We start from the raw sequence: 22,084 nt of genomic DNA, 5'->3' as shown, positions 1-22,084 counted from the left end.
GGTCACCCCCTGCCCTTGCGGACCAAACGGAGGAAGTAATGCTAGATCTTATCAATGTCAGTTATGACACCCAGATCCCCAACAATGTCGGGCTCAGCTCGGACAAGCGGGTTCTGAAGGCGCTGGAAAAATGGCACCCCGGATACATCAACTGGTGGAACGATCTGATCCCGCAGAATTTTCAGGAATCGATGGTCTATCTGCGCACTGCGGTCAGTGTTGATCCCAAGGGTTGGGCCAAGTTCGACTATGTGAAGATGCCGGAATACCGCTGGGGCGTGTTGCTGGCCCCGCAAGTCGAAGATCGCCGCATCCCGATGGGCGAGCATCTGGGCGAACCCGCGTGGCAGGAAGTTCCCGGTGAATACCGCAACCTGCTGAAACGCCTGATCGTGATTCAGGGTGATACCGAGCCGGGGTCGGTCGAACAACAGCGGTTCCTGGGCCTGACTGCACCGTCGCTTTACGACATGCGCAACCTGTTTCAGGTGAACGTGGAAGAAGGCCGCCACCTGTGGGCAATGGTCTATCTGCTGCAAAAGTACTTTGGCCGCGACGGTCGTGAAGAAGCGAATGATCTGCTGATCCGGTCCTCTGGGTCCGAAGAAGCGCCGCGTATGCTGGGTGCGTTTAATGAGGAGACGCCGGACTGGCTGTCCTTCTTCATGTTCACCTATTTCACCGACCGTGATGGCAAAATGCAGCTTGAGTCGCTGGCGCAATCGGGATTCGATCCGCTGTCGCGCACCTGCCGGTTCATGCTGACCGAAGAAGCGCACCACATGTTTGTCGGCGAAACCGGCGTTGGCCGGACCATTCAGGCAACCTGCGAGGCGATGAAGACCGCGGGCATCTCTGACCCTTATGACATCAACAAAGTGCGCGATCTGGGCGTCATCGACCTGCCGACGATCCAAAAAAAGCTGAACCTGCACTATACGCTGTCTCTGGATCTGTTTGGTCAGGAGATTTCGACCAACGCTGCCAATGCCTTTAACCAGGGCATCAAGGGGCGGTACATGGAAATGCGTCTGAAGGACGATCACAGGCTGATCAATGACACGTACAATGTGCTGGATCTGGACGGCGACAAGATCATCGAAAAAGAGGTGCCAGCCCTTACCGCGCTGAACATGCGTCTGCGCGACGACTATGTGAAAGACGCCGCTGGCGGTGTTGGCCGTTGGAACAAGATCATCGACAAACACGGGATCGAGTACGAGATGAAGCTGCCGCATCAGGCGTTCAACCGTAAAATCGGCGTGTTCTCGGGCAAAAACTTTGACCCGGATGGCAACCTTGTGTCGGGCGCGGCCTATGATCAGGGTTTGACCGAATGGTTGCCGACCCATGCCGATGGCGATTTCATCCAGTCGCTGATGAAGCCGATCCACGAACCGGGTGTTTATGCCAGCTGGATTGCGCCGCCCAAGGTAGGCATCGACAACAAGCCGGGCGATTTTGAATACGTCAAACTGCACATGGCGTAACCGTTTTTCTGACGCGGTTCGGTCCGTGGGCCGCGTCAGGATCACAAGATTTTGCGAAGCTTTCGCAAGTTATGCTAGGGTGCGAGTCGGTAAGGCATCGCACCGGGTGCCCAAAAGAACCTTTTAAATTCACCATTTAGCCGGTGAAGCGAGGCGATGAAGATGGATATCAGCAGAAGCAAGGCCGTAACGCCGCGACTAAGTGCATTGTCCGTCGACCTTGATCAGCTTCAGGGGCCATGTGTCGGATGTGCCGATTGCGTTGGTCTGTGCGAGGCGCTGCTTGAAGCGTTGTTTGTGCCTGACGTCGTCTTGTCGCGAAAACGTGGCAAGTTTCAGCGTTACGAGAACTCTAACATCTGAAGTCTAGGGCGTTTGGAGTTTCATGCGGCGGGGGCAGAACGGCTCTGCCCCCCCCCGCAAGCTTTCGATATCAATGAGCGAGACTTGGGGCGTAGGTCGCCGCCCATGATCTCTGACTGTCCGGCAATCCGGCAACACCTATCAGTCTGACACTCACAGAACTGCGTGCACCGGCGCAGTAAGTTTCGCCTGTTGAACGTCTTTTGCATTCAGGTCAGTGCACATGCGGGGCAGGTTAGAACAGGAAGTCACCCGGTGTCAGGTCGGCCAGCAGGGTGTTTTCGATCCGCAAGACCCCGGCCCCGTCGAAATTGATCACCACGTTGGCGCCGATCTGGACCGCGTCGGCGAACACATCTGCAAAGTTGGTGTACACGCTTTCGCTGAGATCGATCTTGTCGATGGTGTCTTCGAAGTCCCGGATGATGTCCAGGCCGCCGCCGCCATTTGCCGCCGACTTAAAGACGAACACGTCGCGCATTCCGTCCCCGGCTGCGCCATCGTCTCCTCCAAAGTAGATGTCGTTGCCTCGCCCCCCAAACAGGATGTCGCGGCCGTTACCTCCGACAAGCATGTCATTGCCAGCACCGCCATTGATTTCGTCTGCGCCTGCGTTTCCAAAGGCCTGATCTGCACCCGCTCCGCCCTGGATGATATCCTGTCCAAGGCCAGCCTGAATGGTGTCGTCGCCATCGCCGCCCAGCAAGGTATCGTTGCCGCCAGCCCCTGTCAGCGCGTCGTCGCCCTCTGCACCATTCAAACGGTCATCACCGGCAAGCCCATTCAGAACGTCGTTACCACTCAGGCCGATGATCACATTGTCGCTCGTGTCGCCATGGATGCGGTCGTTGAAATTGGACCCAGTGACGTTTTCAATGCTTACAAATGTATCCGTACCCTGCCCGCCGCCGATGTCTGAAGGCGGGCGATTCAGGAAGACAACGACGCGGCCTGCCGCGCTTTCATACGTCACCGTGTCACGCCCTTCGCCACCATCTATCAGATCATCGCCCGCGTCGCCGGAAAGGAGGTCGTTTCCAGCTTCGCCAAACAGATCATCGTCCCCCAGCCCCCCGATCAGGACGTCATTGTTTCCACGACCAAAGATCGTGTCATCACCGACGGTTCCGATCAGGGTGTTGGCCATGCCATCTCCGATCAGAGTGATGCCATCTGTGTCTGGTGCGTCTTGTACGGCCACTTCGATCAGGGCCTGCACAGGGGTCTCACCATCGCTGACCGAGACCTGAACCTGATAGTTGTTATCGCCATCGGCATCAGTCGGTGCCTCGAAGTCCGGAGCGGTCAGAAATGAAAGCGCCCCACTTGATGGGTCCAGCGAGAACAATGCCGCATCGGCACCGCCCACGATGGTATAGGTCAACGCATCCCCGTCGACATCGCTTGCGGCGATCATGCCAACATCCGTTTCGTTTTCGAGTACCGAATAGGACGCGCTGTCATCAATCACAGGGGCGTCGTCCACGCCTGACACGTTGATCTCGACAACATTGTATACTTCGGTTCCGTCCGCCTCGACCCGGAGGTAGAGAAAGCTGTCCTGCCCGGCAAAATCAGCGTCGGGCGTATAGGTAAAGTCCCCGTTGGGTGACAGATCCAGCGTGCCGTACGACGGCTCTGCCCCAAAGGGCAGGCTATAGGTCGCGGGGGCTTCAAGACTGTTGGGCAGGCTTGCGTTCAGAACACCGTCTTCCTGCGTGGAATAGCCAAAGGTCGTGGGCAATTCCGGGGTTTGATCGGGGCCATCTTCGGCTGCGGCCATCAACAAAGCGGTGTCCAGGTATCCGTCCCGGGTGTCTTTCAGCGTGATTTCCAGACGGTTTACCCCGTCAACAATAAAGCCTTCGACCGAAAACGGCAGCGAATACCCATCCGCGCGCGTAGCGGCAGGCGAATCCACGGCATCTTCGGCAAGGTTCAGCACCAGATCGTCGTGATAGGGGCCAACGGGTGACAAAGACAATCGTTCCAATGTGGCCGCAGCCCCATCGCTGAGATATCCGATTTCGACCCCGTTCAGTTTGATCGACAGGCTGTCCTGCAACTCGGTCGCGGAGAATTCGCGCAGCTCTTCCGACGCCAGAACGGCATCGAACAATTTGACGTATGCAGAATTCGCCAAATTGCCGATTGGCCCCGGGCCACCGCTGCCAAGATCGACCGAAAATTCGACCGAATACGTGATGGTATCATCCTCGGCCCCGGTCGCGCCGAAATCGGTGGACAGATCCCCTGCCGGGATCAGCCCCATGGGCGACGCTGTAAACGTGCCATCAAAGCTTTCTGAACCGCCAGCTTCCGCCACGATCAACCAGACAGGGTCATTCGTGCCAATCTCGCCGGTCAGGTTAAGGCCCAGCTGACCGCCATCCCCAAGGGACAGATAGCCGCTGTTGGATCCAGCATTATAGTCGAATTGTCCCAACGTGGCCCGCCCGTTGTCGACATATCCGGCGACGGCCCCATCGGTATCGCCCCATGCCTCGACCGCGCCGGGCAGATCGTTGGGGTTGAAACTGCGCATTGACCCTTGGGTGAAGAATGTCCCAAGCGCCGAGAAATCGAACAGATCCAGCGTGGGGAAGATGGACGGGTCGTTCAGGGCGCCAAGGTCGCCGCCCGTCAACGCCACGATATCCGTGAAGTCCGCCGTGGTCAGTGCGAGTCCGGCAATATCTGCGCCCGATCGCGGCCCTGCAGCACCACCGATGCCATCATCGTCGTCGCGCAACACAAGCGAGGCAATGGGGAACGGGACATCCGCCAAATTGGCCCGGTAGAACGTCATCGGGGATCCATCGACACCGATAACGCCGATCTGTTCAAAGTGCAGATCAACCGTCAGACCTCCGAACAGGTGAGAAATCACGCCGCCGTCATCTTCGTTCAGGCCGGCCAAATCAACGACATCGCCTGTCGACATGACCATGCCGCTTGTCAAACCGAGACCGTTCTCAAAATTGCCAAAGGCCCGGGCATCGCCGCTGCGTTCGACAGTAATACTGGCGTCGCTGATAAAGTACCCCTGTTGTGACAGGGACTGCATGATTATCAGCGCCATGTTGGTGTCAGGTTCGCCTTGCGTGACTTCGAATGCAGGCGAATTCGGGTCGATAGCATCGGGGGTATCTGTCAGGTCATCCGGGATGCTGCTGGCGGCCGTATCGGCCATCTCTGACCCATCCGCGCCATCGGCCACAAACGTGGTGACATCTCCAATATCCGACACGTAAGTGAAGTCATCGCTGTCCAGATCAAGGCCGGTTACGCCGTCAAGTCTGGCAATGATCTGCAGGTTGGCCCCATCAATGTGCTGGATGAACGTATCGCCGCCAAAGGCAATCAGATTGTAATCTTCTGCCGATCCGACAAGCTGAACCCGATCCTGGCCTGATACGAAATCCTCGACAACGGCCAGATCTGCGGTTGTGGCGCCTTCGACCGTCTCGCCATAATGCTGGCCGGTCCTGTCGCCCAGAATGAACAGGTCAGATCCGGACTCCCCCCGCAGGCGGTCAATGCCATCATCGCGGCCCGCCAGCCCGCCTTGCAGCCGATCATCATCAGCGCCACCGCCCAGATTGTCAGACCCGGCCCCGCCGAACAGTGAGTCATTCCCGTTGAAGGTCTGCATCAGGTCGTCGCCATCCAACCCGCGCAGAATGTCGCCTTGCGCGTCATAGAATGGGTCAAGGATACCAAACAGGACATCCGCATAATTGGTGCCCGTGATATGGGCATATTCGATGTTCACGGCCCCGATCAGATCCACGATCGGGTCTTCTGGTGACGGCCCTGCCGTCCGGCTTGCGCTGACGTTGCCTTCACCCGCAGGAAGCATCAAAACGCCCGTGCCCGTGTCCAGAACCGAATAATCCAGGATCAGCAGATCCGCGTCGGTCAGCAGGCTGGGATCGGTCGGCGTTTCGCCCCCGTCAATCGCATCAAAGCCTAACCCCGGTGCGATGATATCATCGCCTCCGCCAGTTCGGAATTCGTTGGCAATGCGTCCCGGTTGCCAAAGCTCATCCGCAAATGCGGTGCCGCCCACGCGCCCGATGAACTCAAAACCGGTGATGACACCGCCATGGGTGAACGTGGCGATCTGATCATCCTGCTGGTCGGTGCCGCCTTGCATGATCAGGCTGACGCCGTTGGGCGCGTCGCCCAGATCGACAGACAGCCCATCATACCCGTCACCACCGTTCAGATAGAAGAACGCGCCGCCGCCACCATCGCCCAGAACCTCTCCGATCTGGGAAAAGACAAGGTCATCGCCATCATCGGCAAAAATGACATCTCCGCCCAAACCACCCGCGACGATATCATCGCCCGCCCCGGCCCAGATGCGATCATCGCCATCGCCCAGAACCAGAATGTCGCCTTGGATCGTGCCATGGATTTCAAACCGTTCAATCCCGGTAAAGGACACTTGCGGGTTGAACCCGCCATCGCCCAGACTGAACAATCCGGACTGCGGATTGCCCTCTTCAATCCCGCCAATCAAACCAACGTTCGTGAACAGAGAGCTATAGTTCAGGCGCAGAACATCCTGCCCGTTCCCGCCATGCACGTCATCCTGGCCCGCACCTTCGCTCACGCCCAGTGGGTCAAAAACATTGTCGCCGTCATCCCCGGTCAGCGTGTCTGCAAACTGTGATCCGATGATGTTTTCGAATTCAGTAAATGTGTCTCCGTCGGCATCGCCACCCTGTCCGATTTCGTCGGGTTCCAAAGACACGATCACGCCAGCATCGGACGCCGAATAATCCAGCCAATCCTGCCCCAATCCGCCATACATGTCGTCAGCGTCATCGCCGCCCGCGACCACGTCATTCCCGGCAAAGGCGCGGATGATATCGACGCCGTCGCCGCCTTCGATCCGGTTGTTCCCGTAGTCTCCACCCAGATCATCAGCGTGATCCGATCCACGCAGATCTTCGAATGAGCTGATTTCCAGCGACCGGGTCAGGCTTTCGGGGTTGTATTGTCCACCTTGGATATTGTCGTCGTTTTCGACCCCGTCATCGTACAGAGTCGGCGCCAGCCGGGCGACCACGCCAATCGCGGCCAGTTCATAGCTTAGCAGATCGCGATCCCGTTCGACGGTAATGGCGCCCCCGCCATCCAGCGTATCGCCATCGCCAAGAGCCAAAATCGTGTCATCACCCCCACCGCCGCGAATGTCGTCTTGCCCGGCGCGTCCTTCCAGCACATCATCCCCGGCAAAACCGTCGATGAAGTTCGCTCCTTCGTCCCCGATCAGGGTGTCGCCATGCATCGATCCATGCAGGCTTTCGATCCGGTCAAGAATATCCCCGGTGGCGTCCGAGCCAAAGGCAAAGCCCGTGGTCAGATTAACCTGCACGCCGCCAAAGCTGTTGACATAGCTGGCGATATCGTCGCCACCGCGACCATTCATGATGTCGCCGCCTGCCCCGCCGATCAACAGATCGTTGTCTTCGCTGCCGACCAACTGGTCATTGCCGCCCTCACCGTCCAGCGTGCTGGAGGTCAGATCGTCGCCTGACAGGATGTCGTCATACTGCGTGCCGATCAGGTATTCGATATTGGTCAGCACATCGCCTTGGGCCAGCCCGCCAAAGCCAAAGACCGCATCCCCGTCACGCAGCAGCTGAACACCTACGTCAGATCGCGAATAGTCCACCTGATCAATGCCATCGCCGCTGCCCTGGCCGGTGTCGCCATCAATCCTGTCAGCCCCTTCGCTGGCCCGGATCACGTCGTCCCCGCCCCCCGCGCGCACGATATCGTCGCCATCGCCCGTGCTGATGATGTCATTGCCTGCGCCGCCTTCGACCACGTCATCGCCGTCGCCGGTGATCAACAGGTCTTCGCCCGCGCCGCCAAAGAACCGCACATTCACATCGATGCCCGCCGCGATGCTCAACGTGTCGTCTCCGGTACCTCCGTCGGCCCGCAACAGCGTCACACCCGACCCGTCAAAGATTTCCGAAATCCCGAACGCGTCGACCTGAAGAGCTGTCTGGTCATAGGGGTCGCCGTTAACGTCCAGGAAGGGCGGGCCAGAGTCTCCCTCGGCCGGGATTTGCGTCATCCGGCGCACATGAAAGACTTCGTGGATCGATGTGTCCCCATCGCCCGGAACGTCGCGCAAACTGGCCCGGCTGCCTGAGTTCAGCACAAGTTGGCTGGCCCCCACCAGCGATGCCAGACCACTGTCGTCGACAATCGGTTCGACATGATTGTCCAGTTCGCTGCACGAGATCGAAAAATCGACGATCTGGATTTCGGCAACCGACACGGTTCGCTTCCATTCAAGCGGGCGAATACCCACGGCGAATGTAAAGTTCAGACCAGCGCTTAACGCCCCGGTTAAGGGGTCGAAAAGGCAGGGGAACAGATTGTCGCTGACATGTGACATCCCATCACCGCTGACACCGTCATTATCGCTGAGAAACGCGTCGATCTCGCCCAGTATACCGCCGCCGACCGTGACCCGAACGCCGGGCACGCTGACACCGAAACCCGCCGCCAGAGAAGCGTTGAATTCGGCCAAAGCCTGAAGATTGTCATCCTCGTCACGGGTTGTTGTCAGGTACAGTGAATCCCCCAGTTCACCTCCCTGCAACAACCCGTTGGTTGAAATGCCCATGCCGATCCGAAAGGTTGCATCGAACCCACCTTCGATCACAGCAGCAAAAGGGCCGACCGGGATTGTGATCTCAAAACTGGCCTGTTCGCGGTCCAACCCGAACTCGGGCAGAATGAATTCGATCAACGGAGTCGGGACCTGTGCGAATTCCGAAAACAGGATCTGCCCCACAAGCTCGGGCGCGCGGTCGGACAATAGCGGGAAGACCAACCCGCCATCTTCCAGATCCCCAAAGCTGTCCGTCAGTTCGCCGAACAAGTCGTCGAACACGGTCGAGTCGAAATCGGAGAATTCGAAAATCTGACCTAGATCACTGCCGTTTTCACCACCCAACAAGGCCTGAATGGCATCGGCACTGAATGTGATTTCGCCCAGCAGCACGCCATCCTGATCTGCGATGTCGCCCAATGTGCCCAAAACCTCGGCGATTGTGACAACCGTCTCGACAAAGGCATAGTCCTGATCGCCGCTGCTGAAAGCGGTCAGCAAATCCACCAGTGTTACGTCGTCGTCGCCGTTCTGATCCAGAAACCCGGCCAGATCGTTGATTACCGGCAATGGCGCGCTGAGCAGGTTGATCACCGGACCCAACGGGAAGGCGCTGGCGATATCGTCCAGCGGTCCCAGAACACTATCCAACAGATCATCTATCGCATCGATGCCAAGCGTGATCTCTTGCAGGCTGATCCCACCAAGGGTTCCCAGCACCCCGTCGCTGTCGACGCTGCCATAGTCGATCACCAACGTGCCTTCGATGCTGGGCAGGAACGGGCTTTCGAAGCCGACATCCAGACCAATCGCCAGGCGGGCTGCGGCGTCGATATCGACCTCGGGGGTTTGATCGTCCAAGGTTCCGCCGTCGAGGTCCAGACCAACAGAAACGGTGGCCCCGTTCGTCCCTTCGCCCAAACTGGTGTCCGCTTGAATAAAGCCCAACGAGACCGTGTCGGGCAGGCTGCTTCCGTCCAATGTGGCCTCAAGCCCCAGTCGCACATCATCGATTGTGGCGTTGTCTTCGATGGTCAGTGACCCGGTCGCGCCGTCTGACGGGTCGAACAAAAGCACCAGATCCAGATTGGCGGTCGCCGTCAGGTCCAGTACACCATCCAGCGCCAGTCCCAGACCGGCAGTTTGCAGATTGGCCAGACTGGCCGTTCCATCCAGATCCTGTGACACCTCGGACGTCAGAACCAACCGAACGGATCCATCGACGACCGTAGCACTGATGCCGTCGATCCCGGCACCTGAAATCGCGTCGACAAGCGCCGCCGCAAGCGCCTCTTCATCCGCAACGTTCAGCCCATCAACCGCGTCCAGCAGGCTGTCGCGCACTGTGCGCAAGGGGCTGGCAAGATCGTCGAGATGCGGATCAAGAGCCCCGATCAGGGCCGCCTCGCGGTTTGCCAGTTCGGTCAGAGCCAGTGTTTCCAGATCTTGAAAGAAGGAAGTGATCGCATCGGAGAAATCATTAACGGTTGTCATAACGGGCCCCTTAAGAAGTCCTGAAATTGGCAGAGAATGGTCGTCAAAAGCCCGGAAAACTTTGGGCTAAAGTGCTGATTTAAATTCGTTTTGGTACCAGCCCTCACATGGGTGGACGTGGTTTGGGCAAAGTGGTTCTTGACCATCCTACGTTACGCAGGGTCAACAATCCTGAGGGAATTCAAAGCAATTCCTGACGACCGGATCAAACGCGGGCTTTGGACGCTCTGAATTGTCGGAACCGGCCCGGATTTTGCAGGCCCTTCGGGCCCGGAAGCCGCCGCAGATTTCTTCGGGCAAAACGCGCGTGCACACAGACCAGAAGCGGTCGCAAGCAAAGGGTATGTCTGAATGTCGATGAAGGCCCACGTGCTTTAGCTGGGCAATCTCTAGGCATGCGGCCGGAAAGCACGTCGGCAGCTCAAGAGTTATGATGCAACGTGTGTTCGCTTCTTCGCCGATCATCGAATTTTTAGAAAAAGTTTGACATATGCCTCTTAACAAGACAACCTTTTATGAAATACCGGTTCAAAATATGAACCCCCTAGGGAGAACAAAATGCCAGTACTCAAAAAATCACTTACAGCGATGGCTCTTGCGATGGTCGCTTTCACTGGGTCAGCTCATGCCGAATACCCCGAAAAACCTGTCGAGTTTATCGTGCCGTGGCCTCCGGGTGATCTGGAAGATGTTCTGACGCGGATGATTGCCGAAGATTTTCAGGCAGCCTATGGCGTGCCCGCGGCCGTTGTGAACAAGCCCGGCGGCGGCGGTGGCCCCTTTCCCGGTGCTATCGGCGTCGCGACGGCCCCGGCTGACGGATACACGGTTGGATCGTTCATCATCGCCATTCCGGTTGTTGGGCCACAGATCGGCATTCCGGAACTGAACCCCGACCCCTTTGAGCCTTTGGGCAACTTTCTGACGTATCCGTTTGTCATCGCCGCAGGCGGCAATGCGCCCTATGATGATATGGCAGGTTTGGCCGCACATGCGACAAGCAACGATGTGGTGCTTGGCCACTTTGGTGCACCTCTGGTCCCCACGCAGGTGACTTTTGGACTGGCCAAAGAGATGGGCTTTTCCTTTGCATCAGACGCCGCATTCGACGCCTTGGACTGCAACACGCTGGCATCAGGTGATGTCGATGTTATCAACACGACATTGCAGCTGATCCTGCCTTGTCTGGATGATGTGAAAGTCCTGGCCTCTGTTGGGTCTGAGCGCATTCCGCTTACGCCAGACACACCAACAGTCGCTGAACTGATCCCGTCGTTGGACATCGCACTGTGGAATGGTCTGTTTGTTCATAAGGACACCCCACAGGACGTCCGCGAAAAGATCATCGCGGTTGCGCAAAAAACGGTGATGTCAGAGCGCGCACAGAAGCTGGCCGCCGAAACCGGTGCTTCGGTCTATTGGCAATCTGCTGATGAAGTCACGGCTCAGATCGAAAAAGATATTGAGACACTGGGCAACATCGGCAATCTGCTGGCCAACTGATCCAAAAACCATCTGGTCGGGCGGTTTGGCTGCCCGACCTCGTCATTGGCAGGCGTCAAACAGGATTCTATTGAATGTCGCGCGTAAAAACACTTCAGGCTCTTTTTAAGCGGTACCGTCGCCCCGGAGACATCGTTTTCGCCTGGGTGCTTTTGGCTGTTTCACTGTTCTTGCTGTCGCAACTGTTTGATCAGACGGTTTACAAAAAGGGCGCGAAACTGTTTGCGCAGCCGCGATTTTGGCCTGCGGTCTCGCTGACATTAATGAGCGCGTTTGCAGCGTTTCATGTGATCGGCTCGCTTCTGTCCGAGCGGATAGATGGCCGCTGGCGCGAGGTCTTGCTTTGGTGCTCTTCACTTGAGTACGCGGCCTGGTTCATCGGCTATGCGATGTTGGTGCCCTACACCGGCTACCTGCCAACAACCGTTGTCTTCGCAGTGGCACTGGTTTTTCGCGCTGGCTATCGGTCGCGCACGGCGCTGCTGTCTGCGGTCGGATGCGCGCTGGTAATCGTCTTGCTATTCAAGACGTTTTTGCAGGTCAAACTGCCCTCTGGCGCCATCTATGAATACCTGCCTGACGGGCTGCGCATGATAATGCTAACCTATTTCTGATCGGACACTCCATGGAAAACCTACTTGCCGGGGCCGAGATGCTGGCCCGCTGGGATGTCATTGTAGCGCTTTTTATTGGGTCCATTGGCGGCGTGATAATTGGCGCAATCCCTGGCGTTGGGCCGGCAGTGGCGATCGCCATTTTGTTGCCCGCGACGTTTTCGCTGGACCCGATTGTTGGATTGACCATGCTTTTGGGGATCTATGGCTCTTCCATGTACGGGGGGGCGATCCCTGCGGTGTTGATCAATACACCGGGCACAGCGGTAAATGCCCTGACATCTTATGACGGGTATCCGATGACCCAGAGGGGCGAGGCCCATCGCGCGGTGTCCTTGGCTTACAGCGCGTCGTTCTGGGGCGGTATTTTCGGAATTCTCTGTCTGATATTGCTGTCGCCTGTCTTGGCGCTGATTGCCCCGATGTTCGGTAGCCGAGAGATTTTTCTGGCCGCCCTTCTGGGGATCATTTTGGTTATCCTGGCACATCGGGGGCAAATTTTTGCAGCAGGTCTGCTCGCGATGTTCGGGATATTTCTTCAGACCATTGGATTGGATGCGGTCACCTATACCCAACGGTACACATTTGGTTATTCGTTCCTGAGTTCTGGCGTAAACCTGATTGTTGTCGTGCTTGGCCTTTTTGCACTCAGCCAGGCATTTTATCTTTTGACGGCACCTGACGACAGCCCCGACGCCAAGCCTGTCAAAGGACGCATGACAGTGGGCTTCAAAGAGCTGTTGAAGCACAAACGGGTGGCCACTGTCGCGTCAGGGTTTGGTGTTATTCTCGGCATGATCCCGGGTACGGGCGAATTCACCGCGCAATTCATGAGCTATACCTACGCCCAGAAGACGTCCAAAAACCCCGAGGCATTTGGCAAAGGATCTCCCGAAGGGCTTATCGCGTCCGAGGCCGCTAACAATGCCGTGCCCGCCGCTGCGATGATCCCGCTTTTGGCACTGGGCATCCCGGGCGAAGCACTGACAGCAATGATGCTGTCGGTCTTTTACGTTCACAACGTGATTCCGGGGCCCCAGCTGTTTCAAAACAACCTTGATCTGGTCTACGGTCTCTATCTGGCACTTATCCTGCTGAACATCATCGTGATGGTGTTCCTTTTGTTTTCGACAAATCTGCTGACCAAGATCATTCGGGTGCCAACACGGTTCCTTGGGGTGATTGTCCTGATTTTGTCCTTCGTTGGCGTGTACTCACTGCGCAATTCTCTGACCGATTGCATGATCGCTGCCGGATTTGGGGTTCTGGGTCTGATCCTGAAGCGGCTGAATTTGCCGATTGTTCCCATCATCCTTGGGATGGTGCTTGGTGGGATTATGGAGATCAAACTGCGCTCTGCGATGCCCCGCCTTAAGACACCGTTTGACATGATCGACCGCCCAATTTCTTTCATTCTGTTTTTGATGATCCTCTTGGTACTGGCCCTGCATATACGCACGCTGATCAAGGAATATCGGGCGCATCAAACGGATGAAGATCACAATCTCCACGACAGCCAAATGAGGTAATCCCGATGGATCAGAGCTCAATCGACGCGCTACGGGCGCAGGTGGTTCCACAGCGTCTGCATGTGATCGACGGCCAGCAGGTACCTGCCTCTGATGGCGGATTGATGGATATCCTGTCGCCGATCGACGGGCAGGTTTTAACCCGGATGGCCAAAGGTACGGCTGCCGATATGAACGCCGCCATCGCCTCTGCACGCGCAGCGTTTGAGGACGGGCGTTGGGCAGGACAACCGCCTGCCGCACGCAAAAAAGTGCTGCACAAATGGGCGGATCTGATCGAAGCAAATGCGCTGGAACTGGCTGTCCTGGGCGTGCGAGACAATGGCACCGAGATCGGCATGGCGATCAAGGCCGAGCCGGGATCGGCCGCCGGCACGATCCGCTATTATGCCGAAGCGCTGGACAAACTTTACGGCGAGATCGCCGCAACGCCGTCGGACGTTTTGGGCTTGATCCAGAAAGAACCGGTCGGCGTTGTCGGAGCAATCATCCCGTGGAACTTCCCGTTGATGATTGGTGCCTGGAAGCTGGGGCCAGCACTGGCGATGGGTAATTCGGTTGTGTTGAAGCCCTCAGAAACGGCATCCCTTTCGCTCATGCGGATGGCAGAACTGGCGCTTGACGCCGGTTTACCGCCCGGTGTTTTGAATGCCGTGACAGGTGAAGGGGCCGTCGTTGGCGAAGCGATGGGCCTGTCGATGGACGTCGATGTGTTGGTGTTTACCGGATCAGGCGGCACGGGTCGGCGGCTTTTGGAATACTCAGCGCGCTCTAACCTGAAACGAGTTTATCTGGAACTGGGTGGAAAATCCCCCAACATCGTTTTTGCAGACGCGCCCAACCTTGACGAGGCCGCCAAGGTCGCAGCCGCAGGTATTTTCCGCAACGCCGGGCAAGTTTGCGTGGCCGGATCGCGTCTTTTGGTCGAAGCGCCGATCCACGACGATTTCGTGGCCAAGGTGGTCAAAGCCGCCGAGGCGATGCGCGTGGGCGATCCACTTAGTCTTGAGACTGCCATCGGAGCTGTAAATTCTGAAACTCAGCTTAAGCAGAACCTTGGCTTTGTGGAAACGGCCCGCGCCGAAGGCGGCCAGGTGGTGACGGGTGGCGACCGTATCCTGCAAGAAACCGGGGGTTACTTCATGGCACCGACGGTTGTGACAGAGGTCAAGCCTGACGCGACTCTGGCCCAGAAGGAAGTATTTGGACCGGTTCTGGGTGTGACTGCATTTGAAAGTGACGACGATGCAGTTCGCATCGCGAATTCCACAGTTTACGGATTGGCCGGCGCCGTTTGGACGTCAAACCTGTCGCGCGCGCACCGCATGGTCAAGAATGTGCGAACCGGCGTGATGCACGTGAACACCTATGGCGGGGCAGATGGCACAGTACCACTTGGCGGCGTTGGCCAGTCCGGCAACGGGCACGACAAATCACTGCACGCAATAGAGAAATACATCAATCTCAAAACAGCATGGATCAAGCTGTAGCATCAAACATCGAAAGAGGGCGTTCCATGTCTGACAAGAGCATTCTGGTGATCGGAACGTATGACACCAAAGACGATGAGTTGGGGTATCTCGCCGGTGTTGTCCGCAATCAAGGCGGGCAGGTCGTCACGATGGATGTGTCCGTTTTGGGTGACCCGTCCAAGCCGACCGACTATTCCAAGCACACTGTTGCTGAAGAGGGCGGAAGCTCGATCGCAGCTGCCATTGCGTCGGGCGACGAAAACCACGCCATGCAAATCATGGCCAACGGCGCCGCACTTTTGACTTCGCGGCTTTATGCAGAGGGCAAATTCGACGGGATGATCGTTCTCGGGGGGACGATGGGCACAGATCTGGCGTTGGATGTTTGTTCAGCCCTGCCGCTTGGCGTGCCGAAATACATCGTTTCTACTGTCGCGTTCTCTCCTCTGATACCACCTGAACGGTTGGCGGCCGATACCCAGATGATCCTTTGGGCAGGTGGGTTGTATGGGTTGAACTCTGTTTGCAAGGCGTCGTTGAGCCAGGCGGCCGGGGCGGTTCTTGGGGCGGCGAGGGCCGTTGAAAAACCTGAGCTGAACAAACCGTTGATCGGCATGACATCGCTTGGAAAGTCGGCCCTTAGATACATGGTGCCGCTGAAACCCGCACTGGAAGAACGCGGTTACGAGGTTGCCGTATTTCATGCCACGGGCATGGGCGGGCGCGCCTTTGAAAACCTTGCTGAACAAGGCGCTTTTGCCTGCGTCTTCGATTTCTGCACGCAAGAATTGGGGAACTTCGTCCACGGCTCAAACATCTCGGCGGGTGCGGACCGGCTGACCAACGCGGGCCTGCATGGAACACCGCAGGTCGTGGCACCGGGCTGTTATGACCTTGTTGATATTGTTGGGTGGCAACCGCTGCCGGACAAATGGGCGGAGCATCCGAAACACAGTCACAACCGTCTTCTGACCTCGATCGTGTTAAACGATGACGAGCGCAAGTTGGTGGCCCAGGCGCACTCCGCGCAATTGGCGAAGGCCAAAGGGCCAGTTGCGCTGCTACTGCCTGAACACGGGTTAGGCGAATGGGACCGGGAAGGTGCCGATTTGCACGACAAAATGGGTCTTGAGAAGTTCCTGCTAGAGATCCAGGCTACAAAGCCCGCAAATGTTGAGGTTCATCTGATTGACGCCCATATCAACGACGCCCTTTTTGCGGAATATGCTCTGAAAATTTTTGATGCCTGGCGCTCTGACGGGCTGATTGCCAACTAGCGGGCCGTGTCGGTCAGGTACAGCAAGGTGTGCAGCGCGGCATAGCCAAACCAAGCGAGTTTGGTGAGTTTGCTCGATACTGCCGCGAAATCGTCAAAGGACGCTCTTGGGCATTAGCGTCTTGGGCAACCACAGTGCGATTTCAGGGAACGTGATCAGCAGGATCAGGATAACCAGCATCGGTATCAGAATGATTGCAACATCGCGAACCACCTGAACCACGTTCAGCCCGCCGATAGAGGCGGAGATGAGAAGGCATAGGCCGTAAGGCGGTGTAACCAGTCCGAAGGCCAGGCTGACGATCCCGATGATCGCAAAGTTGACAGCGTGAATGTCGGCAGCCGTGGCGACCGGAAACAGGACGGTGCCCAGAATGATGATTGTCGGGATGGCGTCGATGAACAGGCCAAACAGCAGGAACAGGGCGGCAATGACAATCGCGGTGCCGAACGATCCCATCTCAAAGCTGGTCAGCAATCCGACAATCAGGCGGGGCACGTCGAAAAAGGCCAGCATCCAGCCAAAAGCCGACGCCGTACCGATGGCAAACAGCGAAATCGATGCAAAACGTCCGGTGTCATAAAGGATTGTCACAAGCTCGCGCGCCGTGATCGTGCGATAGACAAATGCGCCCAAGATAAACGAATAGAACGCCGCAATGATCGCGCTTTCTGTCGGCGTCACGATCCCGCCGACGATTCCGCCAATCACAAACACCGGGGTAAGCATCGCCAGTCCCGCGCCCTTGAAGGCGCTCCAGAACTCGGCCAGCGTCGGCTTGCCGGCAGTCGGATAACCATACACCTTGGCATAGCCATAGACGGTCGCCATCAAAGCACCAGCGATCATGATACCGGGAATTGCGCCTGCCAGAAACAGGGCGCCGACGGAAATCGACATGACCCCACCCCAGACGACCATCAGGATGCTGGGCGGAATGATCACCCCCATCACCGACGAACAGGCCGTAATCGCAACCGCAAATCGCGTATCATAGCCTTGGCGCACCATGGCGGGGATCAGGATTTTCCCGCAGCCCGCCGCATCGGCCGTAGACGACCCCGAGATGCCTGCGAACAGCATCGATACGGCAACGTTGACCTGCCCCAGCCCACCGGGAAGCCAGCCTGTCAGGACCCGGGCCAGTTCAATCAGCCTGTCGGTGATCTTGCCCGAATTCATCAGGTTCGCAGCCAGCAGAAAGAACGGAACGGCCAGAAGAATGAAAGAGTTATAAGACTGGAACACCCGGTCCATGATTAGAAACGGGGTCAGGCGCAAATCCATCGCCACAACCGGGATCGTGGCCAACCCAAGGGCGAACGAGACCGGCACACGAATGGCCACAAGCACGACAAAACAGCCCACCAGAATGATGCAGGCCAAGCCAGTTGAAACAATCACGATGGCACCTCGTTTCGGGTCCGATAGGTTTGAACCAGCTCATAAAACCGATAGAGCGCAAAGGCCGCCCAGCCAAATCCAGCGATGGGTACGGTGATATAGGTGACCAGCAAGTTGACCTGCATCATCACGGATTGCTGGATCGATCCGAATTTTGCGTATCCGATTCCGTACCAGCCAAACAGGATCGCAAAGACCGTTATCAGCAGCAGAACCACGCCGTTCTGGATCAGCTTGCCCAAAGGTGACCATGCATCCGGGATTACTCGCACGTCAAAATGCGTGCCTTCCCAAACGGCAATCATCGACCCCAGCATCACGATCCAGATGAAAATGAACGTGGCCAGCTCTTCGGTCCACAGATACACGGGAATGATGCCGGTATAGCGGGCCACCACCTGCATCGTCACCGGCACGATCAAAACGGCCATCAATGTGCCGACCGCGATGCGCAGGAGTTGGCAAAAGCCTTCCAGAATGCGTTTTATCATGAGTGCTGACCAGAGTTCTATGAAAATGAAACGACCCCAGGCCCGAGGAGTGGCGAGGGGTCGTTCAGAGGCCTGGGATTACTTGGCGCGAATGGCCGAAAGCAGATCCTCGGCACCCAACTCGGCTGCGTAAGCGTCCTGAACCGGGGCGACCAGCTCAAGCAAAGTGGCACGGTCGGCAAACTCGTGCGCCGTGATATTGCCAGCATCAACCATTTGCTGAAGCTTTTCTCCGTCTTCACGGGACTCAAGTTCGCGACCATAGGCACCGGCGTCTTTGCCGGCCTTCAGGATCGCCGCCTGCATATCGGCATCAAGGCCCGAGAATGTCTTGTTGCTCATGATGATCGGGCGAACGGTGATTGAATGGCCTGTCAGCGTGACGTGTGGCGCAACTTCGTAGAACTTGTACTGCAGCAGCGAGGCCGCTTCGTTCTCAAGCCCGTCGACAACACCGGTCTGAATGGCGTTATAGACTTCTGAATATGCGATGGCCGAAGGGGCAGCCGTCAGAGCCTGAAACACGCGCGCCTGAATAGGGGCACCCATCACACGCATTTTGTGACCGGCAAGCTCATCCATGTTCGAGATGGCTTTGTTTGAAATCAGGTTACGTGTACCGCCACCGGCATAGCCGACAACGACCAGATCTGCCTTTTCCAGCAAAATCTCTTCCAGCGGGGCCAGCACGTCGCTGGACAGAACCGCATTCCAGTGATCCAGATCGCGGAACACAAACGGCATGTCCATCAACGGCACGGACGGTGCGAAACGAGCCAGGTTCGACGGCGCGATAATCGCGTAATCGATCGCCGAACCCTGAACCAGGAAATTCACATAGTCAGGCTCAATGCCCAGCTCACTGTTGCCGCGCAGATCGAACTCGACCTCTTTGCCGGAGTATTCGTTCACCAACTCACCAAACCGGATGAGGGTCTTGCTGTAGGCGTGGTCGTTGTCGAACAGGCTTGCGCCGCGCAACGTCATGTCGGCTGCGGATACCGCAGTCGCCGAGGCGACCAGCGAAGCGGCTAGAACCGCTCCTTTGAAAAGCTGAAGTCCGCTTGAAAATTTAGTCATATCTATCCTCCCAACTGCATATTTGGCGCCCGTTCGGCGCCAATAACTGTGCAGGTTCCTTGCTGTCTTGCATCGAAAACGAAACATGTTTCGAAACGGGAGTCAACAAAATGTATACTAGTATACTAGAATGCAGTTTGTTGGTTTGCCTTCCGATGGACCTGATCGCCTGACACGGCCTACCGTGCCGGGTTCGGTCCTTGAAACTTGAAGCAATTCGTTCAATCGCGCGCCGCGACGGCTAAGGAAAACTGAGGTCGGGGAAAGCCAAGCGGCCCTTCGGGCCCCGCCAGACAGAATAGATACCACGCATTTCGCCATCGATATTCTGACGCCAGATCAAATAGATAAGACCGCCCGCTTTGCTCAACAGCAGATCGGCAAATTCGCCAATATGACCTGCGCCTCTGGGCTGGCCGATGCGCGAAAGTTGCTGCGGGATTGTCCTGGGGCAATTGTCACAATCGGCCTCAAACACAGACCGTGTGCAGACATTCACGTCCCGACATCTGCACTCAGTTTGATGCCGAACAGGTCCACAGGTGATCCTGGGTTTTCAGGTCTGCGATTGTTGTCACTCCAAGCTGCGCCATGGTCAGACTGACCTCCTGGCTCAGAAGATTCCACACAATGTTCAGCCCGCTGACCCCGCTGGCGGCCATGGCGAACAACAGAATCCGGCCAAGAAAGACAAAATCTGCCCCCATGACATAGGCTTTGACGATATCCTCGCCAGATCGAATTCCGGAATCAAAGAACAGAGGGAAATCAGGGCCAACAGCCGCACGAATGTCGCGCAAAGCCAGAATGGCAGGCGGGGCACTGTCCAGCTGACGGCAGCCGTGGCTTGAAACCTGGATTGCATCGGCTCCGGCCTCTCGCAAACGCAGCGCGTCTTCGGGGTTCAGGACGCCTTTGACGACCAGTTTTCCAGGCCAGATCGTACGCAATTTATCGAAATAGCTCCAATCCGCAGCCGCCCGGCTTTCGGTACGATCAAAGACATAGTCCTTGCCGTCGAAATTCGCCATTTTGGGGCTACCCCCGACCAAAGCAGCCAGCGACCAGCGCGGATGCAGGGCAAAATCCACAAACTGCCGTGGCCCGATACGGAAGGGCATTTTGAACCCGTGCCGCAGCTCGCGCGGACGGCGGCCGACCTCGGGAACATCCAGGGTGAGCACCAGCGTGTCATATCCAGCCGTCTTGGCGCGCTCGACAAGCTTCAGGGTGCCGCTGCCATCACCGGTGAAATAAAGCTGAAACCATGCGGTGCCGCCAGACGCCTTCAGCAAGGTTTCCAGGTTGGTCGAGGCCACCGTCGACACGCCATGCGGAACCCGGTGTTCCTGCGCGATTTTTGCCAGCATCAGATCGGCCCCGGGTGCGGACAAGTTGCACATCCCCATGGGGCTGATGCCGAAGGGGCGCAGGGCCGGTTTATCAAACAGGGATACAGAAAGGTCCCGGGCGGCGACATTGCGCAGAACCCTTGGTGTCAGTCGGATGTCCTGCATCGCCTGAGCGCTGAGGGCAGCACCATGTTCCTGTCCAGCCGCGCCATCAATATAGTCAAACACCATCCACGGCAGACGCTTTTGCGCCAATCGGCGCGCATCCGCCGTGGAATGAATGCCCGCGTCAAAGAGCATGGTCACGCATTATGCCTGAACCGCTTTCATGAACCGGTCGCGGATCACAACCGGGTCCATCGTGATCACAGGAACCTTGATGTTGCCGCTTTCGCACTTGGACACGATGATCGTCATCTTGTCGCCATCAATGGCCGCTTGCAGCGCGTCTTTGGTGTCGGCTGCGGGCACTTCGACCACGTTTTCGCAGCCGCAGGCCCGTGCAACAGCCGCCAGTGACGTTCTTTTACCGGCATAGGTAGGCTGATCGCCTGTCGAGCCATAACTGCCGTTGTCGATAATCAGCAGAATGAAGTTGTCCGCCACGTTGTTGGCAATTGTCGGCAAGGTACCAAAATTGGTCAGAACCGACCCGTCCCCATCGATCGAGATGACTTTCTTGTCTTGCGCCAGCGCCAGACCGAACCCGATCGAAGACGACAATCCCATTGTGCCAAGCATATAGAAATTGGTCGGCTGATCGTCGATCATATGCAATTCCTGGCTGGGCAGGCCGATGTTGCAGACCACAAGTTGATCCCGCAGGATGGGTGCGATGTCTTTCAAAATGTCAGAACGGATCATTGGTCGCCGTAGCCTCCCCAGAAATTGGCATCGGTCAGAATGGCGACCGGCTTGTTGCACATGAAAGTGTACTTCAGGATCATGTCGAGTTCCTGGGCGTCCGACTGTTTGTGAAAATGATAGGTCGGGATGTTCATCTGAGCGAGCAATGCCTTGGTGTGCAATGCCATCTCGACCTGACAGGCAACCGGTTCGCGCAACTCACCCCGATATGAGATCAGCATGGGCAACGGCATCCTGTAGTACTGGATCAACGTCGCCAGCGTGTTGATGGTTACCCCGATTGCCGTGTTCTGCATGATGATGGCGGGCCGTTTGCCCCCCATCCATGCTCCGGCGCACAGACCCATGCCCTCATCTTCTTTGTTTGAAGGGACATGAAGAACTCCGGGCCGGGTGTCGATCTCGTCAATGACACCGGCCAGCTGTTTGCACGGAACGGTGGTGACGAAACTGATGTCGTTGGCAACCAGATCATCAACGATTTTGGTGTTGATAGACAAAA

Annotated in this window: 14 protein-coding genes; 7 read left to right on the top strand and 7 right to left on the bottom strand. The window is 57.1% G+C overall.

From position 1 onward, the window contains the following. Positions 1-38 precede the first annotated feature (38 nt). Both boxB and FOY56_RS19535 read left to right on the top strand, forming a co-directional pair. Positions 39-1,490, top strand: a complete 1,452-nt coding sequence (boxB, locus tag FOY56_RS19540; protein ID WP_146347835.1) for a benzoyl-CoA 2,3-epoxidase subunit BoxB — start codon at positions 39-41, stop codon at positions 1,488-1,490. 162 nt (positions 1,491-1,652) lie between these two features. Beyond that, the gene (locus tag FOY56_RS19535) at positions 1,653-1,853 is read left to right on the top strand and encodes a hypothetical protein (protein WP_146347834.1); all 201 of its coding nucleotides are present in this window, start codon (positions 1,653-1,655) and stop codon (positions 1,851-1,853) included. A 235-nt stretch (positions 1,854-2,088) separates the two neighbouring features. Here the strand turns inward: FOY56_RS19535 and FOY56_RS19530 are convergent, their stop codons facing one another. Further along, positions 2,089-9,993, bottom strand: coding sequence for an Ig-like domain-containing protein (locus FOY56_RS19530; protein ID WP_146347833.1), 7,905 nt, complete (start codon positions 9,991-9,993; stop codon positions 2,089-2,091). A gap of 558 nt (positions 9,994-10,551) precedes the next feature. On the opposite strand from FOY56_RS19530, the gene FOY56_RS19525 reads away from it, so the two are divergent. The 5 genes from FOY56_RS19525 to FOY56_RS19505 all read left to right on the top strand — a co-directional run bounded on the left by FOY56_RS19525 (position 10,552) and on the right by FOY56_RS19505 (position 16,388). After that, positions 10,552-11,496 carry a tripartite tricarboxylate transporter substrate binding protein gene (locus tag FOY56_RS19525; protein WP_146347832.1) on the top strand — a complete coding sequence of 315 codons (945 nt, stop codon included), beginning with the start codon at positions 10,552-10,554 and terminating at the stop codon, positions 11,494-11,496. 74 nt (positions 11,497-11,570) lie between these two features. Then, on the top strand, positions 11,571-12,110 hold the full coding sequence (locus tag FOY56_RS19520) for a tripartite tricarboxylate transporter TctB family protein (protein ID WP_146347831.1): 540 nt from the start codon (positions 11,571-11,573) through the stop codon (positions 12,108-12,110). Between the two features lie 11 nt (positions 12,111-12,121). Continuing rightward, a complete protein-coding gene (locus FOY56_RS19515; protein ID WP_146347830.1) occupies positions 12,122-13,639 on the top strand; it encodes a tripartite tricarboxylate transporter permease in 1,518 nt (505 codons plus the stop codon). Between the two features lie 5 nt (positions 13,640-13,644). After that, the gene (locus tag FOY56_RS19510) at positions 13,645-15,129 is read left to right on the top strand and encodes an aldehyde dehydrogenase (protein WP_146347829.1); all 1,485 of its coding nucleotides are present in this window, start codon (positions 13,645-13,647) and stop codon (positions 15,127-15,129) included. A gap of 26 nt (positions 15,130-15,155) precedes the next feature. Then, entirely contained in the window at positions 15,156-16,388 is a 1,233-nt protein-coding gene (locus tag FOY56_RS19505; protein ID WP_146347828.1) for a Tm-1-like ATP-binding domain-containing protein, read from the top strand. Positions 16,389-16,481: 93 nt separating this feature from the next. Here FOY56_RS19505 and FOY56_RS19500 read toward each other — a convergent pair whose 3' ends face one another. The 6 genes from FOY56_RS19500 to FOY56_RS19475 all read right to left on the bottom strand — a co-directional run bounded on the left by FOY56_RS19500 (position 16,482) and on the right by FOY56_RS19475 (position 22,082). Next, on the bottom strand, positions 16,482-17,792 hold the full coding sequence (locus FOY56_RS19500; protein WP_146347827.1) for a TRAP transporter large permease: 1,311 nt from the start codon (positions 17,790-17,792) through the stop codon (positions 16,482-16,484). Then, positions 17,789-18,283 (bottom strand): TRAP transporter small permease, encoded by a 495-nt coding sequence (locus FOY56_RS19495; protein WP_146347826.1) that lies wholly within the window; start codon positions 18,281-18,283, stop codon positions 17,789-17,791. The genes FOY56_RS19500 and FOY56_RS19495 overlap by 4 nt, the downstream gene beginning before the upstream one ends. A gap of 78 nt (positions 18,284-18,361) precedes the next feature. Further along, the gene (locus tag FOY56_RS19490; protein WP_146347825.1) at positions 18,362-19,363 is read right to left on the bottom strand and encodes a TRAP transporter substrate-binding protein; all 1,002 of its coding nucleotides are present in this window, start codon (positions 19,361-19,363) and stop codon (positions 18,362-18,364) included. Between the two features lie 515 nt (positions 19,364-19,878). Then, positions 19,879-21,015 (bottom strand): alpha-hydroxy acid oxidase, encoded by a 1,137-nt coding sequence (locus FOY56_RS19485; RefSeq protein ID WP_146347862.1) that lies wholly within the window; start codon positions 21,013-21,015, stop codon positions 19,879-19,881. Positions 21,016-21,024: 9 nt separating this feature from the next. Next, positions 21,025-21,579, bottom strand: coding sequence for a sulfopyruvate decarboxylase subunit beta (comE, locus tag FOY56_RS19480; protein ID WP_146347824.1), 555 nt, complete (start codon positions 21,577-21,579; stop codon positions 21,025-21,027). Further along, positions 21,576-22,082, bottom strand: a complete 507-nt coding sequence (locus tag FOY56_RS19475; protein ID WP_146347823.1) for a sulfopyruvate decarboxylase subunit alpha — start codon at positions 22,080-22,082, stop codon at positions 21,576-21,578. Before FOY56_RS19475 ends, comE begins: the two co-directional genes overlap by 4 nt. Positions 22,083-22,084 lie beyond the last annotated feature (2 nt).

The sequence above is a fragment of the Falsiphaeobacter marinintestinus genome (assembly GCF_007923355.1).
In the GTDB taxonomy this organism is placed as follows: domain Bacteria; phylum Pseudomonadota; class Alphaproteobacteria; order Rhodobacterales; family Rhodobacteraceae; genus Phaeobacter_A; species Phaeobacter_A marinintestinus.
Note: the sequence above shows the minus strand (reverse complement) of the source record. Positions and strands in the feature narration are given on the sequence as shown.

What these genes read in the sequence shown, in the direction of transcription:
- boxB (WP_146347835.1), top strand. Translation starts at nt 39, where the DNA reads ATGCTAGATCTTATCAATGTCAGTTATGACACCCAGATCCCCAACAAT.
- FOY56_RS19535 (WP_146347834.1), top strand. Translation starts at nt 1,653, where the DNA reads ATGGATATCAGCAGAAGCAAGGCCGTAACGCCGCGACTAAGTGCATTG.
- FOY56_RS19530 (WP_146347833.1), bottom strand. Translation starts at nt 9,993, where the DNA reads ATGACAACCGTTAATGATTTCTCCGATGCGATCACTTCCTTCTTTCAA.
- FOY56_RS19525 (WP_146347832.1), top strand. Translation starts at nt 10,552, where the DNA reads ATGCCAGTACTCAAAAAATCACTTACAGCGATGGCTCTTGCGATGGTC.
- FOY56_RS19520 (WP_146347831.1), top strand. Translation starts at nt 11,571, where the DNA reads ATGTCGCGCGTAAAAACACTTCAGGCTCTTTTTAAGCGGTACCGTCGC.
- FOY56_RS19515 (WP_146347830.1), top strand. Translation starts at nt 12,122, where the DNA reads ATGGAAAACCTACTTGCCGGGGCCGAGATGCTGGCCCGCTGGGATGTC.
- FOY56_RS19510 (WP_146347829.1), top strand. Translation starts at nt 13,645, where the DNA reads ATGGATCAGAGCTCAATCGACGCGCTACGGGCGCAGGTGGTTCCACAG.
- FOY56_RS19505 (WP_146347828.1), top strand. Translation starts at nt 15,156, where the DNA reads ATGTCTGACAAGAGCATTCTGGTGATCGGAACGTATGACACCAAAGAC.
- FOY56_RS19495 (WP_146347826.1), bottom strand. Translation starts at nt 18,283, where the DNA reads ATGATAAAACGCATTCTGGAAGGCTTTTGCCAACTCCTGCGCATCGCG.
- FOY56_RS19490 (WP_146347825.1), bottom strand. Translation starts at nt 19,363, where the DNA reads ATGACTAAATTTTCAAGCGGACTTCAGCTTTTCAAAGGAGCGGTTCTA.
- FOY56_RS19485 (WP_146347862.1), bottom strand. Translation starts at nt 21,015, where the DNA reads ATGCTCTTTGACGCGGGCATTCATTCCACGGCGGATGCGCGCCGATTG.
- comE (WP_146347824.1), bottom strand. Translation starts at nt 21,579, where the DNA reads ATGATCCGTTCTGACATTTTGAAAGACATCGCACCCATCCTGCGGGAT.